The 16,118-nt window shown below is 29.7% G+C and carries 13 protein-coding genes; 8 read left to right on the top strand and 5 right to left on the bottom strand.

Annotated elements, in window-relative coordinates:
- Positions 1-46: 46 nt before the first annotated feature.
- Genes EI427_RS24020 through EI427_RS24040 form a run of 5 tightly spaced genes read right to left on the bottom strand, consistent with a single transcriptional unit; the run spans position 47 to position 6,692 of the window.
- Positions 47-1,138, bottom strand: a complete 1,092-nt coding sequence (locus EI427_RS24020) for a glycosyltransferase family 4 protein (protein ID WP_126619853.1) — start codon at positions 1,136-1,138, stop codon at positions 47-49.
- On the bottom strand, positions 1,135-2,682 hold the full coding sequence (locus EI427_RS24025) for an O-antigen ligase family protein (protein ID WP_126619855.1): 1,548 nt from the start codon (positions 2,680-2,682) through the stop codon (positions 1,135-1,137). The genes EI427_RS24020 and EI427_RS24025 overlap by 4 nt, the downstream gene beginning before the upstream one ends.
- Positions 2,682-3,878 carry a glycosyltransferase gene (locus tag EI427_RS24030; RefSeq protein WP_170178606.1) on the bottom strand — a complete coding sequence of 399 codons (1,197 nt, stop codon included), beginning with the start codon at positions 3,876-3,878 and terminating at the stop codon, positions 2,682-2,684. The genes EI427_RS24025 and EI427_RS24030 overlap by 1 nt, the downstream gene beginning before the upstream one ends.
- Position 3,879: 1 nt before the next feature.
- Positions 3,880-6,039, bottom strand: coding sequence for a GumC family protein (locus EI427_RS24035; protein WP_126619859.1), 2,160 nt, complete (start codon positions 6,037-6,039; stop codon positions 3,880-3,882).
- 2 nt (positions 6,040-6,041) lie between these two features.
- Positions 6,042-6,692, bottom strand: a complete 651-nt coding sequence (locus EI427_RS24040; RefSeq protein ID WP_126619861.1) for a TolC family protein — start codon at positions 6,690-6,692, stop codon at positions 6,042-6,044.
- A gap of 202 nt (positions 6,693-6,894) precedes the next feature.
- Between EI427_RS24040 and EI427_RS24045 the strand changes: the two genes are divergently transcribed.
- The 8 genes from EI427_RS24045 to EI427_RS24080 are packed head-to-tail and all read left to right on the top strand — an operon-like array spanning position 6,895 to position 16,118.
- Positions 6,895-7,971 carry a glycosyltransferase family 4 protein gene (locus EI427_RS24045; protein ID WP_126619863.1) on the top strand — a complete coding sequence of 359 codons (1,077 nt, stop codon included), beginning with the start codon at positions 6,895-6,897 and terminating at the stop codon, positions 7,969-7,971.
- Positions 7,971-8,750, top strand: a complete 780-nt coding sequence (locus tag EI427_RS24050; protein ID WP_126619865.1) for a class I SAM-dependent methyltransferase — start codon at positions 7,971-7,973, stop codon at positions 8,748-8,750. Before EI427_RS24045 ends, EI427_RS24050 begins: the two co-directional genes overlap by 1 nt.
- Positions 8,751-9,647, top strand: a complete 897-nt coding sequence (locus EI427_RS24055; RefSeq protein ID WP_126619867.1) for a glycosyltransferase family 2 protein — start codon at positions 8,751-8,753, stop codon at positions 9,645-9,647.
- Between the two features lie 3 nt (positions 9,648-9,650).
- A complete protein-coding gene (locus EI427_RS24060; RefSeq protein WP_126619869.1) occupies positions 9,651-10,835 on the top strand; it encodes a glycosyltransferase in 1,185 nt (394 codons plus the stop codon).
- Positions 10,832-11,443 (top strand): acyltransferase, encoded by a 612-nt coding sequence (locus EI427_RS24065; protein ID WP_126619871.1) that lies wholly within the window; start codon positions 10,832-10,834, stop codon positions 11,441-11,443. Before EI427_RS24060 ends, EI427_RS24065 begins: the two co-directional genes overlap by 4 nt.
- Positions 11,428-12,357 carry a glycosyltransferase family 2 protein gene (locus tag EI427_RS24070; protein WP_126619873.1) on the top strand — a complete coding sequence of 310 codons (930 nt, stop codon included), beginning with the start codon at positions 11,428-11,430 and terminating at the stop codon, positions 12,355-12,357. Before EI427_RS24065 ends, EI427_RS24070 begins: the two co-directional genes overlap by 16 nt.
- A 48-nt stretch (positions 12,358-12,405) precedes the next feature.
- On the top strand, positions 12,406-13,578 hold the full coding sequence (locus tag EI427_RS24075; protein ID WP_126619875.1) for a glycosyltransferase family 2 protein: 1,173 nt from the start codon (positions 12,406-12,408) through the stop codon (positions 13,576-13,578).
- A complete protein-coding gene (locus EI427_RS24080; RefSeq protein WP_126619877.1) occupies positions 13,575-16,118 on the top strand; it encodes a T9SS type B sorting domain-containing protein in 2,544 nt (847 codons plus the stop codon). Before EI427_RS24075 ends, EI427_RS24080 begins: the two co-directional genes overlap by 4 nt.

A 16,118-nucleotide genomic window follows, 5' to 3' on the forward strand; every position in this document is an offset into this window, starting at 1 on the left:
AAACATCTGTTAATTAAGAAAAGTTCATAATATCACAATTACATGATTAATAATATTTATATGCGTTTAAAGTAGCAGCTATAGAAGCCTCTTTTGAATATTTTTTTACCCAATTAGTTCCCTCACTAATCAATTTTTTTAATGCTGTTTCATTATCAATATAATAAATGATTGCATCAGCTAATTCATTTGCATTATAATCTACTAGATGGCCACCGTCTCCAATTACTTCTGTTAAAGATCCTCCACAAGTACTTATAACAGGTACGCCAGCAGCCATAGCTTCTAGAGGAGTATAACCAAATCCTTCATATAAAGAGGTAAAGACAAAAAGGTCTGCACTATTGTAAAAGGTATTTATTTCGTTTTCTGGAAGATAACCCACAAATTTCACTGTAGTTAATTCAAGTGATTCAACTAGTTTAGGGTAACTTGTTCTTTCAGGGAATGCACCAGCAATTTTGACTTCGATGTTTGGATGAGTTTTTTGAACTATTTTAATAGCATTGATTAGCAGCGAGACATTTTTCCGTATACCTAATCCTCCAGTGTAGATAATAGTAAACTTCTCATTTTTAATTTGATTAATGAGTGGTTTAAATTTATCAAAATCTATATATCCATAGCTAACATAGATGAGTTCTTCTGGGTAATTTGCATATTTAATAGTATCTTTTTTAGCATTTTCGGAAACAACTAAAAGAGGAACTCTTCTTTTTTTAAGTCGGTTGATCACCCATTTGTAATAGCCTACAAACCAATTCGAGGTTTCTTCTATATGTAATAAAGAAACATCGTGCATAGTCACAACAAGATTATTGGGTAGGTAGGAACCAGAAAGACCAGAAATGAACCAATGCGCATGGATTAAATTACTTTTAGGAGTCTTTTTTAATTGTTGATAGATAAAATAAGGAAGAATGTAAGAATGCAAATCCTTAAAAGATCTATAGGGGATTTTCTTTATCCATTTTTCCTCATGATAATATGCATCGTTATGATCTTGTTTATATAATTTAAATAATTCTACATTATAATTAATAGCTCTCAATCCTTTTCCTAATTGATAGGAGTACCGTCCAATTCCTGAATCAAAATGTTGGCAAGAAACTAAAGTTATATCTTTATTAGTCATCATAATTTAAACCTTTTCTCATAATTTGCTCTTTTTATTTCTTTCATTTTAATGTGATCAAGTAGTTCATCATTTTCCTTCTTCTTTTTAGCATCATAATTTCCTTTATGGTAGTCTCTTATAAGTTGTAATGTTCTCATCATCAACGCTAAAAATATCCATATTATAATACTAAAAGGAAGGATCCCATTTACATCTTGTACTTGTTCAACAACTAAAAAAGAGGCAAGAGATGCAAATAAGGTTAAGAATGTAACTTTAAGCTCATTATCTTTTAATAACCATATTTTACTATACTTTAAAGAATATAAAATGAATGATACATAAATACTTAGATAAAAAATTAAGCCCAGAGGTCCTTCTTCAACTAATATTCTGATATGGCCAGAATCAGGGGCAAAATTAGCAAGCATAGTCCCAGGAGAAAATTTAGCACCCCAAACTCCTGTACTTCCAATACCTCCACCTAATGGGTGTTTCCAAACCCAAGGGTAGATTGCTTTTCTATTTTCTTCTCGCTCATTATAAGACGTATCTTTACTTCCTGCAAACGTAGATTGAATTCTTTGGATATGATAATTATTGGAAGGGGTTATTACCAATAAGAAAAACAAAAAGCCTATTATTCCACCAACAATGTAAATTTTTACGTTTCCCCATGTAAGAACAACTAATGCTCCTGCAATTACCAGGATAGCAATTCCTGATCTAGTGCCTGACCAAATTAATGCAGGAAGGCATATGCAAATACCTATAAATAATACTATTTTCCGACCCCAGTTATAAGAGGTGGAAATAACAGCACTTATTACTATTACTATTGCCACTAACATCCCAAAATGTGCTGGTGATGATAATGTTCCAAATACTCTCCATCTACCAGAAATATAAACTAAGTGCTTTGCATCATTGGCATAAACCCACTCCATTTCGAAAGGGAAATAGCCGAATACGTTTTGAATATCGCCCCAAAAAGCACTAAAAAAACAAGAACATAATAAGAAAAATAGTAATGATTTTATATCAGAAATAGTACGAAAATAATAATAGGTAATAAAATAAAGAATTGGATATAATACATACGGTCGCATTACATAAAACCACGCTACTCTAGAACTTGCAAAAGGATTGGCAATCTGAAATATATTCCATACAACCCAAAGCAATAGTGGGGTTAATAGTGGTACATCAAACGTAGTTTTAAAGTCTTTCTCTTCACCACATTTATATAAATGCCCCAAAATTGTTAAAAGAATACCAAAGTCGAAAGACAAGCCAATAGGGAAGGGCAAGTTTAGTTTAAATGGAATACCAATAAAAATACTAAGCCCAATAAAGAAATAAATACTGAGCTTTATTCTTACAAAAAGTGAAAGTAAAAAAGGAATAGCAACAACAGCAATTGCAATAGCTAAACCAATTCCCCAATTTATTGTAAGACATAAATAACCAACAAAAAAACTAACACATACTAAAATAAGAATACCTAAAGGAGTAGATAGTCTGTATTTTACAAGGTCATTTAGTTGATTATTGAGGTAATTCATTAATTGTTTCGTTCTGTATGAATAAAGATCCCGCTTATTTTTTTATTGAAGATATTTGACAAGCTTCTAATGTTACTTAAGACTATTTGAGGAGCAATGAGTATAAAATTAAAGAACGTTTTTACTAGTTTTCTTTTAATTAAAAACACAGTTGTTCCAATAAATAATAGGGTTAGACTGATTAAAAAAAGGTAATATTGAGGAATAAATATACGTTCAATAAAAAAGAACAATGGGAGTAATAAATACACAATGCTTCTAGGTGGCCTGAATATCGAAATAGTATAATCTAATACTTCAATTCTACCTGTTTTAATGAACTTTGAAATTAACTTTTTTGAATAGGAAAATGCAGTTAAATATTGTTCTGCAAACCAACGTGTTCTTTGTTGTTTTAAAACTTTTATATCATCCGTTTTTTCTTCATAAACTAAAGCCAAATCTGTGTATGTACTTCTAATTTTTGAAGTACTATTAAGTAACCATTCTAAAAATAGATTTTTATCCATACCAGGATTTTTTAAATCCAAGTTTTCGATGCCATTACTAAAAAATGTGCTATTGATAATAAAGGCACTTCCGGTTAGTTCAGGCATCCATTTAAAAGCTGATTTATAATTTCTTAGTGTAACATTATTTAGCTCTTCTGATATTGCATCATAACTTGCAACTCCGTTTTTAAGAGAAAGGGGTAACCTTTTACCTTGAATATATTCATAACCATTTGCTCTAATTTTAGCTAATGTAGAAAAGAAATACTCATCAACAATATTGTCTTTATCTAATAATACAACATGTGTAAAATCTTCTTTTATTTTAATTGAAGTATTGATGTGTTTTAATGCTTGAACATATGTATTACCAAGTTTTGGGTCGAATGACTTTTCATCAAAGTCAATAGTATAATTAGCTATTGCTTTATCTCTTATCTCTTGATTTGCTTCCTGAAAAAGGACATGTACTTTGAAGTCATTTTTAGGACTATATTTACTTATAGAATCTAAAACCTTTAGAAAAGTAGCATTGGGATTATAAGCTGGTATAACTATTAACCATCTATCATCTTTTATAGGTAAATTATTGCTGTACCTTGCTTTATATAATGACCCTACAATTAGTGTAATCATAAAATAAGTACAGTATAATAATAAATATCCACCCAAAATAGTATAGAAAAATAGAAATAGATTCTCCATATTATTTACCATTAGAGGTTAAAATTCCACCAATAACATTACAATGTGTATCCAACAAATAGCTTTGATTCTTTACATCAAGTTGATTAAAACTTTTGTGTAGTTCAAATACATAAAACGCTTCTGAAGACAAGTTTATCCATTCCATCCATTCTGTCGAAATCCTTGAAGGGGGAGTGATAATGAAAATGTAATTATATGATGTTCTTAAATCCTTTAGTTTATTGAACCAGTCCTCTGGAAGAAGGTAATCATATGGAGATTTCTGTTCTTCAGATAAATTAATGATTGAACAGTCATTAATGGTATCAATATCATCAAGACTTTTATATTCTTCTTTAATTTCTTGTTGTGATAAAGGCACATTCCAATCAGCATAAAAAAGTAACGTTTTTATGCCCGTTTGTAGGAGCATTTCTTTAATAATTAAAATTGTATTTAATGTTATCGGGTTACTTCTAGCGTCAACAAATGAGATGATATTTGTATCTTCTTCTATACTTAGTATTGTTCTTCTTAAAAGTCTATAGTTATCTGTAGTAACTTGATTAATACTATTGTCTTTTTTTTCTTTTCTTTTAGCAAGTATTTTTTTAATAAAAGCAGGAATAAATATACTCCTTTCCTTATCAGGTTTTGGTTGAGTTATTGTACTAATTATCGGAATTAATGAATCTTTTTCAAATTGAAATGGGAGGTGATATTTGGGATCAAAAATTATTGTACTAGTAATAATTACAATGAATAAAATCAACGACCCAATAAAAGAACCAATTACAATTAATGCTCTTTTAGATTTCTTGTGTTTGATAGGAAAGTTAGCACTTTCAACTATAAAGAAGTTATGCCCAGCATCGTCTTCAAGAATTTCTGCAAAATATTTTTTTTCTAATAGTGTTAAGTAATATTTTTCTTTCGTTTTTATCTGATGTTCCATTTTTTTGATATTTGAAATTATCTCAATAAAATGGTCAGATTGTTTTGATAGCTGATAAAGTTCTTGGTTCATCACCTTAATCATAGCTTCTTCTTTTACATAGTCAATTTGATCTTTTACATAATCATTGACCATTGTTTGCTTTGTTAAGCTAGGATCGTAAGTAGTATTAGAGATTGAACTTGATATACTTTTTTGAATATTTTTTTCAACACTCACAATCTTAATATTTAGCTTGTCCATATAATCTGTGGGTAACCTTTCTAGATTATAAGAATTGTATTCCTTTTCTTGTTGGAGCTTTCTTAAGGAGTCTTTTAAAACTATTATTTTACTATTTATTGACTCGTTTTCATTATTAAAACCAAAGTCTTTATTCTTATTTAATTTTTGTTCGATGTATGCAATTGATTCTTTTTTAGAAGCAAGATCTTTTCTAAGTTTGGCAACAGAGTTTTGTAATTCAATTCTTCTATCAATTAAATATTTTGTTGTTTCATCAACATCAATGACTTTCTTTTTCCTTTTATATTCTTTAAGCGAGTCAAGTAAAATATTAAGCTCTTTTTGTGTGCTATTACATGTGCCCTCTATACTTTTTCTTTTTTCTGAATAACGTTTTTGAATTTCATGACGGTACTCTCTAATCCAAGCATTTGTAATTGATTTCACAATAAATTTAGCTGCAATAGGGTTACTATCTTCTACTTTAACATCAATATATTTACTACTACTAATACGATTAATTGCAATTCTATTATTAATATCAGAAGTACTAAGATTATTGTATATAAGAATATTATTAATTGTGATATCAATTGGTCTTTGCATATCTAAAGAAGAGTAGCTTTCGATTAAGAATTTTGCTCTTCTTATAATTTCATCATCCTTAAATAAGTTATTTGCTGAATTGATATTGTAAAATTTATCTTTTCCAAGGCATGCTATAAGTATTTCAAGTTGAACTTGTTCTGTTACCCTTTTTATTCTTGCAATTTCTAATAAATCTGTAAACATTAAGCCAATTTCAAAAAGCTGTAACGATTTACTAGTAATTGATAAACTACCATCTGTTGTTAATTCAAATTGCATTTTAGCCTTAGACTCATATACCTTAAACTCTCTCATGTTTAGATAAAGCACTAAGGAAGTAACTAATGGTATTCCCAACCATAAGTACCACCTTTTTAAGACACCTTTTATTATGTAAAATAAATTCTCCATAATTATTCTGAAATCAACAATTCAAGCTCATGTTTTGCAAGTACTGCACCTACTTCTGCTTCTACTTTTTGAACTTGAGTTTCATGAAGTTTTTGTTCTAATAATAAATAATCTTCCATTTTAGCTTCACCTCTTAGTAATTTATCTTTTGTGATTTGAAGCATCTCTTTCTGGCTGTTTTCTTGTTCGGTTATAATTTTAAGTTTTTCTGTAGACTTAATATAATTAGTGTATATAGTGATGTATTCTCTTTCTACAATTTTCTGTTGATGTCTATACTCCATTTGTTTCTTGGTAATAAGATGCTGAGCTGCTTTCACTCTATTATTTAAAGAAGTAATGGTGAAAAGATCTATTGTTAATCCTAGACCAATATCAGAAAAAGCACTTACACTTGTAAGCGTATTATTAGTAGAATATTTAAACGTACTTACAGAAAAAGAAAATGAGGATAACCAACTCTTCTTCACAGTGACAAGGTTTTCATTTGCAATTAAAATTTCTGCATCCTTAGCCTTTAATAAATAGTTGTTTTCTAGGCCAATAGCTGACAATGAATCTATTTGAGAACTTACGTATAGTGGTCTTTTTTGAGCTTCTGCATAAAATGTGATAGTTAAAATGAAAAGAGAAATAGTGTATTTTAGGTTCATGTTAATATCATTTGAATTATAATATAAAAAGAAGAATTCAGATAGTATTAGTACTGTTGTAATGTTTATATGCTTTTTATTGAATAGTACAATTTTAATAATTTATGCTGATTTGTAATATTTGATCAATAAGTAGTAATCTATTTATTTGTAGTGTTATGAGTAAAATTTGTTTTATATATTAAGTAAAACAAAATTTAAAATGATGTCAATTGAATGGCTATCTTGTGTAGAAAAAGGTTGTGGAATTGGCCAATATTCAGCAGCTATTTGTGAAGAACTATTTCACCAAAATATTTCGGTTAAATTACGTAGAAAAGGTGGTGATGAACTTGATTTTGTGGAAGGATATAAGTATAAATCTTTTAGAAATTTAAAAGATTATATTGCTCCTTATTTTCTTAGCAAAAATTTACATACTGTAGATAATAAACCAACGGTATGGCATGCTGATAATATAGATGCATTTACTGGTTTATTATGGAGTAAAAAATATAGTGATGCTCTTAAAGTAGTTACTATTCATGATGTTATACCAAAAGCTACAAATCAATTGAATCTATTTCAAAATTATTATTACAATTATCAATTAAAAAATAGTATTGAAAAAAGTGATTTAATTATTACGGTTTCAGAATTTTCTAAACAAGATATTATTAACCATACATCTGTAGAACCTCATAAAATTAAAGTAGTTTATAATGGTATAAATCATGATCTTTTAAAACCTGTTTTTAATAAGAATAATCCAAAGTTTACAATAGCTTATTTAGGTGGTTTGGGAGCTGCTCATAAAAACGCGACAGCACTAATTGAAGTAGCTAATATTTTAGAAAAAAGAGGGAGGGAATTTACAATGAAAATAGGAAGCGGAAATGCTCAATTGACAGCATTGCCAAGACTTGTACAAAAATATAATTTAAAGAATATTGAGTTTGTTGGTTTTATAGAAGATAAATTGAAACCTCAGTTTTTAGGAGAAGCAGATTTATTTTTATTTACGTCAAAATACGAAGGATTTGGATTACCTCCTTTAGAAGCAATGGCCTGTGGAACGGCTACTATTTCGACTCAAAATGCATCATTAAAAGAAGTTTTGGGAGATGGAGCGTTATTAACCTCCACAGACCCAGAAGATATTGCCAATAAAGTTGAGTTATTAATGGATGATACTGCTCTTAGATTAGAATACCAAAATAAAGGTATTGAAAGAGCAAATCAGTTTTCGTGGAAAAAAGCTGTCATTCAATTGATGGATGAATACAAAAGATTAATGTAATGAAGATTAATGTACCAGTTGATCGTTTTGATTTAAACATTGACCCAAACTGGAAAGTCCTTGAGATTGGAGGTGGTCATAATCCACACCCAAGAGCAAACGTAATAGTTGATAAATACGACAATACCAATAATGGACACAGGGCAGGAGATATTGTTATTAGAGAAGGACAAGAATTCCATTTAGCAGATGGAGAGGACTTACCTTTTGATGACAACGCATTTGATTATGTAATTTGCTGTCATGTTCTTGAACATGTAGACAACCCTGTTAAATTTATTAGTGAAATGTGTAGAGTAGCTAAGATGGGGTATTTAGAAGTTCCCTCTTTAATGGGTGAATATCTGGTTCCAAAAGGAGCACATGAATGGGTGTTTTTATCAATTAATGATACAATTGTAGGAAAGAAGAAAGCAAGTATTAGAGGTTTGGGCGAAGGGATTGATTTTGGAGATTTCTTCTTGTATTATCTTTCAAGAGAATCAATAGCTTTTAAATTGCTCATTGCAACTTACCCCGACATTCTAACAGTTAGATATCAGTGGAAAGATTCTCTGCCAATAAAAATTGATTTATCCGAAGAAGAAGAAAACTATTTTACGAAAGCATGGTCTAAAGAGGAGATATTAAATCAATTTCCTAAAAGATCTTCAAAGAAAGAATTAACCTTATTTTTTAATGCTTTTATTTTACTTTCGAAATCAATGATTAACAAAATTCTGAAAGGGTATAAACTGAGAAAACTAGATGATTCAATTGGTTTAAATTCAAAAAAATAAATGGATATAAGTGTAATTGTTCCCACTCATAATAGAGAGAATCTAGTAATTCAGTTGGCCGAATCACTTAAAAGGCAAACAATTGATATTGCTAATTATGAAGTAATTTTTATTTGTGATGGCTGTGTTGATAACACTGTGTCTTTATTAAATGAATTATATGGCAACCTAATAAATTGGAGGATAGTTGGCATTGAGCAATCTGGTCCTGCAAAAGCTAGAAATACGGGAGCAGCTTTAGCTAATGGTAAATATTTAGCTTTTACAGATGACGATTGCATTGCCAATACAAATTGGTTGGAATGTATAATTTCTGTATTTAATAAGGCTGAACCTTCAGTTATAGGGTTAGAGGGAATGACTTTTACAGATAAAAAAAATGTAACTCCATTAACTCATCAAATTGAGAATTTAAACGGAAACCCTGCAGTACCTACTTGTAATGCTGCTTTTAAAAAAGAAGCGTTTTTACAATTAGATGGTTTTGATGAATCTTTTCCATTTGCACATAATGAAGATGCAGATTTTGCTTGGAGAATGAAGGAAAGAGGTGAGATTTTATTTATAAGTGATATGGGAATTTATCACCCTCCAAGAAAAGAAAAGTTAAGTAAATTAAAGACTAGGATGAAAATTCTTGAGAGTGAATTTCATCTATACTATAAAAATAAAGAGTTGTATAAAAAGTATAGAAATACATCTCCTTGGCGCACAATATATGTAGAAGTTTTTTTATATCATCAACTAAGAATGCTTAAGCATGTTCTTGGTTTTTTCTACAAACCTAAGTTATGTTTAGAGGGGATTGTACTCGTTTTTTCTTGGTGGATTAATTTAATAGAATTACTGCCATCATTTTTAAAAAAAGATCACTATTACAAAAAATTATTTGCTTAAAATATGCATAAAAACATTCCTATAGTAATGCAAGGTTTAACTCGGTATGATGCAGATTACGGAGCAACTTCTTTGTCTTTAGCAAAGGAATGGGCGAAAGAGCGATTAGTATTTTATATAGACCATCCTTTTACATACAAAGACAAATGGAGTGGAAATTATCAGGAAGATTTTAAACATAGAGAAGTAATATTTTCAAGTAAAGAACTGTTTTTAAGACCTTTTAATTCTCTTCCTAATTTTATTAATATTACACCTGCTGTTATGTTTCCTATTAATTTTTTAAATGATGGGTTACTATATCAGAAACTTAAAAAAGTGAACTTAAAGAAGATAATAAAGACACTCAATAAAGTTTTAAGTCACTTTAATATAAAAGAGATTATTTATATTAATTCTTTTAACCCTGTATATGATATCACTCAAATTGGTTTTAAAAATAAATTATCTGTTTATCATTGTGTTGATCTGATTTCTGGTGAAAGGTACATTGCAAAGCATGGTATTAAAGCAGAAGAAGGTTGTGCAAAAAATGCAGATCAAGTAATAACAACTTCTGATCAATTAAAAGAAAATCTTCTTAATTTTAATAAAAATACAGAGGTTGTTTATAATGGTGCAGATTACATGCACTTTCAGAAAGAGGAATACATTCTCCCTAAAGAATATGAAACAATCAACACAAAGAAGATAGTTGTCTATGTCGGAAATTTAGGACTTAGAATTGATTATAATTTAGTTGAACAAATTGCACTAGACAATAAAGAATTAAATTTTGTGTTTATTGGACCAATAGACACAAGAGAGTTTAAAGGCGAGAAAGTAATGGCTTTGGATAATGTTTTCTTTTTAGGGAAAAAGAAAATTGAAGAGGTTCCGGATTATATTTACTATGCAGATTATTGTCTTATTCCTTTTGTAATAAATGAGCTAACTAAATGTATTTATCCTTTAAAAATCAATGAATATTTTAGTCTTGGTAAACCTGTTTTAACAACCCCTTTCACAGACTTGTCAAATTTTAAAAATTTGGTAATTCCTTTTACTTCAACATCTACTTTTAAAAACGGTATTAATAAAGTAGTTGAATCTGATGATTCAATTGAAAAGCGAAAAGCTTTTGCAAAAAGTAACCGATGGGAGATAAAAGCCAAAGAGTTTCTTCAATATATTGAACAAATGTTATGAAGAGAATAAAAGCATATTTACAGAATAATCCATCTATAAAAAAGATTATTCATTCCATGATAATAAGTAATTATAGACCTCGTTTTTGGGTGAGGTTACTTTGGAATCCTTTTGTTCATAAAATCGGAAAAGGAGTTGTAATTAGAGCTCAAGTAAGAAGGGATGTTTTACCTTTCAATAAGTTTGAAGTAGGAAATAAAACAATTATAGAAAGTTACTCTGTTATTAATAATGCTGTTGGTAATGTTACAATTGGTAAGGAGTGTGTAATTGGTTTTGGTAATACAATTATAGGACCTGTAGAAATTGAAGATGATGTTATCCTTGCTCAAAATGTAGTTATATCGGCATTAAATCATTTATACGAAGATGTTTCAAAACCGATAGCGAAACAGGGCATAACTGTAAATAAAATTATTATTGGGAGTAACAGTTGGATTGCAGCAAATGTAAGTATTGTTGCTGGCGTGACAATCGGTAAACATTGTGTAATTGGAGCTGGGACTGTGGTTACTAAATCAGTACCAGATTATCATATAGCAATAGGCAATCCTGCTCGGTTAATAAAGAAATATAATCATACAACTGAAAAATGGGAAAAGATTTAATCTCCATAATTACAGTAAATTATAAGAATAGAAAAATCACTGAGGAGTTCTTACACTCTATTGTAAAATTAGACAGAAATGATTTAGAAGTAATTGTTATAGATGTCGACCCTAGCTTCGATAACACCCAGCATTATAGAAAAATATTTTTTAACGTAATAGTTATACACATTGAGGAAAATATTGGATTTTCGGCTGCAAATAACCTTGGGATTGATATATCTACCGGATCTTTTTTGTATTTTACTAATAATGATACAGAGTTGACAATAACAAGTATTGATCCTCTTGTAACATTTTTAAAAAATAATGATGTAGGCTTTATTAGTCCAAAAATAAAATATTATGACAGTAAAAACATTATTCAATATGCAGGGTATACCAAAGTGAACGCTTTAACTGGTAGAAATACTACAATTGGAGAGTTTTGCCAAGATGAAAAAAAAGAGTTCTCAAAATCTTACGAAACTACCTATATACACGGTGCCGCAATGATGTGTAAAAAAGCATTAATTGAAGAAGTTGGTAAAATGCCTACAGAATACTTTTTATATTATGAAGAATTAGATTGGTCTTCTAAAAGTCATGAAGTAGGTAAAAAGAATTGGTACGTTGGTGCTGCAGAAATTTACCATAAAGAGTCTATGAGTGTAGGTAAGGAAAGTAGCTTAAAAGAATATTTTATTATAAGAAATCGAATGATTTTTATGATTAAACACCAAAAACCACTCAAAGCGACACTATTTGTTCTGTATTGTAGTTGTATAGTTATACCTAAAAGATTAATTATTTTACTACTTAAAAGAAAACCTACAAAATTTATAAATGCACTTATTAATGGATATTTTGACGCATTAAAATTCTTCATCTTCAAAAAAAGACATATACCTAATAGAGGTCTCAAATTCTTATAACCTGTTCATACTACGATACCCAAAACTAATTTTATTATCTTATTTTCTATGTTTTACACTCTACTAATATACATATTTTGGATTTTTATTTTCATCACCATTTATTCAGTAATTGGCTATGGCATTGTATTGTATGCATTAGTAAAGCTAAAGGAAAAATTCTACCCAAAAGCTATAATCTCAAGCATTGATACACCAAAAATTACAGTATTAATTCCATGTTTTAATGAAGCTACAATCTTAGCTGAAAAAATAGAAAACACGTATAACGTAACATACCCAAAAGAGAAAATAACCGTAATAGTTGTTGCTGATGGGAGTACAGATAACTCTGAAAAAATAGTAGCTAACTATCCAAATGTTCAATTTTTACATGAGAAACGTAGAGCAGGAAAAGCAGCTGCAATTAATAGAGCAATCCAAAAAGTTACAACACCAATAACAATTTGTACAGATGCTAATACTCTCTTAAATAAAGATGCATTTATAGAATTAACAGAACGTTTTAGCGATAAAAAAACAGGTTGTGTTTGTGGCGAAAAAAGAATTTTGAAAGATGCAGATGATCTGACATCTGCTAGCGAGGGGATGTATTGGAAATATGAATCTAAACTTAAAGAATGGGACGCTAGTTTAAGTTCAGTTATGGGTGGAGCAGGTGAACTTATTGCATTTAGAACAGCACTATATCCGCAAATACCAGAAAATGTAATTTTAGACGATTTTTATATAACCATGAAAATCTTGATGAGTGGTTATAAAGTTGACTATGCACCTAATGCATATGCTTTAGAAGATGGCTCATTTAATATAAAAGAAGAAATGAAAAGAAAAGTACGAATTGCAGCTGGAGGTTTCCAGTTGATATTTATGCTTTTACCACTTCTTAATATCGTAAAGTATAAACATATATCATTTCAATATATATCACATAGAGTTTTGAGATGGTTAATTGTACCCTTTGCACTACCAATGCTATTTATAATAAATGGACTGTTGTGTTTTAAATTTGGAGGGATTTATACTTTTGCTTTTGCTGTACAGATCTTACTTTATTCGAGTGCAATATCTGTGCATTTTATCAGAAAATACTGGACTCCTTACAAAGTCATGATGTTGCCTTATTATTATGCAGTAATGAATTATTGTGCAATACTAGGTTTCATCAGGTTTGTGGTTGGTAATCAATCATCCGTATGGGAAAAATCAATTAGAAAATGAAAAAAAGTAAATATATAATCGTATTACTTGGAACCATTTTCTTAATGGGATTTGTAGTTCCTGCATTTGTTTATACCTACCAAACACTTGGTACATGGAGTACTAGTGGTAGGCCAAATTATATTCTATCACAAAAAATAATATCTCTAGTAGAAAGAAATGGAGTTTCTGGAGCAATTACAGATTCAATAAATACAAAAGGGGAACGCTTTTTAGAAGATAATAATGTAAATATACTTGTAGTAGAAGAAGGAGAAGTGTTTATCACTTTAGTTTACGAAGATGCAGGCTGGTTTAATACATTAGGGTTTTATACATATCAATATACGGATATTCCAAATTCACCTTCTGATGTATCTGATCCTGTAATTATTTTCCCAAATTTAGATTCGCCAAACGTTGTAGATTCTGGTATGAAAATTAGTTTAGGTACTTATCCTGCAGGTACTGTGATAGGATTCTTCTTGGTAGCAAAAGGGTGGAGTAATGGAATAATTGATGGTGATTATACTTTATATTCTAATTCTAATTTTAATGAAGGCATCACCCAAAATTCAAGGTATTCTCAGTTAACAGTAATCTTTGAAAATGACGATACAGATACGCATGATTTTGTTCTTGCAATAGAAGATAATGTAAATACACAAGACGGTGATTATGATTACAATGATGCCGTATTTTTCTTAGATGCCGACCCAGAATTATCAATTATACAATTTGATGGGTTAAATAATGATCCAATTGTAGCAAGAGATTCTTTAATTTTTGTTCACCCAAATTATCTTACAGATTTTAATCTTAGACAGTTAGTTACAGATGATAATATTGACCTTGCCACTATCACTATAGATACGGTTATAACAGCACAATCAAGTATACAGGTAGAGAGTAGTTTATTAAGAATAGAAACCCAACCAAATGATTCTGAGTATGACACAATACGTTATACAGCTTGTGATAATGAATTTCCAAGAACTTGTGATAATGGTGTTTTAATTGTTGGAAAATTACCACCAAATGATCCACCTGTAGCTATACCGGTACAGAATTTAGAAATAACAAGTAATATTACAAATAACGGAATAGAGATCTCACAATTAGGATCAGACCCTAATGATAACCTTGAGAATGGAGAAATAACAATTACTAATTTTCCTAAAAGTGCATTAAATGCTCGTATTGAAGATGGAAAATTACGAATTAATCCTCCAAATACATATTCGGGTATAGATACAATTAATTTTAGAATTTGCGATGAAGGGTTCCCAATTTTATGTGATGAAGGGCAATTAGTTGTTCAATCAATAGAATCTAATACACCACCTATTGCTAATCCAGAAACGATATATACTTACACAGGTGAGACGGTTTTAGTAGATATTTTAAGGAATGATAGGGCTTTTGAAGAATCTATAGATTTAAACGCCATTACTATTATTTCAGCACCTAGTTTAGATACTTGTGAGGTGAGAATTAGAAATGGAAAATTAGAACACACAGCTTCTGATTATGTATTGGGAGACTACTCTCTAGTATATCAAATTTGTGATGAAAGTGAACCAGCTCTTTGTGATACTACAAGTGTTTATTTTCATATTTCTGATAGTATCGACCCAGATACAATAGTTAGTCAAAATAACCCTCCAACAGCTGTATTTAATAGAGTAAGAACATCATTTAATGTCCCTATTAATATTGATATCTTAAATAATGATTATGACTTAGATGGTAATTTAGACGTGGGATCAACCTACATAATTACGCAAGGTAGTGACGGAAATGGAGTATTAGATTTCTTTATAGAGCAAGGAGATTCTGTAGCTGTGATGACATACACACCAAATGAAAATTTTTCGGGTATTGATATTCTATCCTACAAGATTTTTGATGACGGCTACCCCCAACTCAGTGATAATGCACTGGTAATAATAGAGGTTGAAGGGGAAGAAAAAGAAGTTGTTTACAACAACGATAACATCTTACTCGATTCTACTGTTATAGATGTTGATGAAACCTTCTGTTTAAACATTCCAGAATTATTAGCTAGTAAAGGTATACAATGGGTAAACTTTGATACTGATATAATAGTAGACCCATCGATATTTGGTTCGGAAGCTTATATAGATTCATTGGATTTATGTTATACAGCAACTTCAAGTATCACAGAATCCAATAGAGATTATGTACATTATAAAGTATGTAATAATGGTACATGTATTAATGGGTTACTAATAATTACTATTGATGAACCAATAATAATAACACCACCAGACATCATCTTTTTCAATGCATTTTCTCCAAATAAAGATGGGTTTAATGACTTGTTTATTATAGAAAATTTAAGGTCTTATCCAGATAATTCAGTTACGGTTTACAACAGATGGGGGCAAAAAGTATTTAGTGATGCTCCTTATAATAACGATTGGGAAGGAACAAATATAGATGGTCAACCATTACCAGATGGAACATATTATTATATAGCTTCTGTAAATAATGGTAATGATTTTTCATACAATGGTTATTTAATAATTAAAAGGTAG

This window comes from Flammeovirga pectinis (genome assembly GCF_003970675.1).
Lineage (GTDB): Bacteria > Bacteroidota > Bacteroidia > Cytophagales > Flammeovirgaceae > Flammeovirga > Flammeovirga pectinis.